The sequence below is a fragment of the Nitratidesulfovibrio oxamicus genome, assembly GCF_015731765.1.
Lineage (GTDB): Bacteria > Desulfobacterota > Desulfovibrionia > Desulfovibrionales > Desulfovibrionaceae > Cupidesulfovibrio > Cupidesulfovibrio oxamicus.
Map to the genome: position 1 here is coordinate 1 of NZ_VRYY01000591.1, position 1,221 is coordinate 1,221.

The following is a 1,221-nucleotide window of genomic DNA, read 5'->3' on the forward strand; positions in this document are numbered from 1 at the left end:
CCATGTAGCCGGGCGACAGCAGCGCATCGGGCGAGGCAAACCGCCCGGCGCGCGGCGGGTCCGGGTCGCCGGGGCGCGGCGCCTGCAAACCGTCGCGGGTTACCGCATGAAAGGGCAACACCCCATCCTTGACCTGATGCATTAACGTTTCGGAGATTGCCGGGTCCAGCCGATGCCCCTGCACCAGCAGGGCCAGCACCGCGCCGTACGCCACGGTGAGCGACAACACCACGTCGTCGCACTGGGTCAGCGCCGCGTTGGCGCTGACGGCGGCTGCCAGCCGGGCTGGCTGGGTGGCGTAGCGCACCGCAATGGCCAGAGTACGCTCGATGGCCTCGGTGGTGTCCGCGTGGCCTGCGGTCTGCCCCCACGGCATCCCCTGTTCCACCCTGCGCCGCCATGCCTCGCGGATGGACTGGCTCGTGTAGTTGCCCGGCCCGCTGACCGGCTGCCCGTTGAGCAGCGGAAACAGCTCCTCGTCCATGCGGCGGCAGAAATCGACCTGATCGTAGCCGCCCCGTTCCAGCAGCGAGCGCACCGTCAACTTCAGGATGAACCCCGCCTGCGACTGCTGACCGGCCTTCATGCCGTCGTGATAGCGGCCCGGTCTCGGGTCGGTGTACCCGCTGACCCAATCGCCGTAGTCGCGCCGCAATTCCGCAAGGTCATAGTACCAGTGCGGGCCAAGGCCCAGCCCGTCACCGATCCACGCGCCCATAAGCGCCCCGGCGGCGCGGTCGCGCATTCCATCAGGTGCTGTTGCCATGGCCGCACTCCCTCATGGATGAAAAAAGCATGAATATCCTGGCACATGCTATGGCAGCGCCCGCCCTTCCATCATTACTTGAACTTTCCCGAGCATACCACATTCCGGAACAGGCGACACCCATGCGCGGCAGCCCGTATCGCAAAAAGGCGGCCACGGCATACCGCAGCCGCCCGCAAACCTGTACATGGGAAGGATATGACAACGCCGTCACCTCGCCCCTACCCGATGTCGTACTCCCGCATCTTCCGGTACAGCGTCTTGCGGCTGATGCCCAGCGCCGTGGCGGCCAGCGAACGGTTGTTGTCGTAGAATTCCAGAATCCGGGCGATGTGTTCGCGCTCCATGGCCTCCAGCGTCAGCGGCCCCTGCGATTCGCCGCCCGCGCCATGCTGCCCCGGCACGCCGCCCCCACCCAAGCCGACCGCGCTCGCACCCCCGCCAGTTCCGCCCAT

General features: G+C 67.1%; 2 protein-coding genes. Both read right to left on the bottom strand.

Features of this window, described 5'->3' with window-relative positions:
• Positions 1–745: ADP-ribosylglycohydrolase family protein (locus FVW20_RS15940; protein ID WP_196610373.1), on the bottom strand; the 745-nt coding region annotated here is incomplete at its 3' end.
• Positions 746–987: 242 nt separating this feature from the next.
• Positions 988–1,221 (bottom strand): helix-turn-helix domain-containing protein (locus FVW20_RS15945; protein WP_307831600.1); only part of this gene is annotated, 234 nt, incomplete at its 5' end.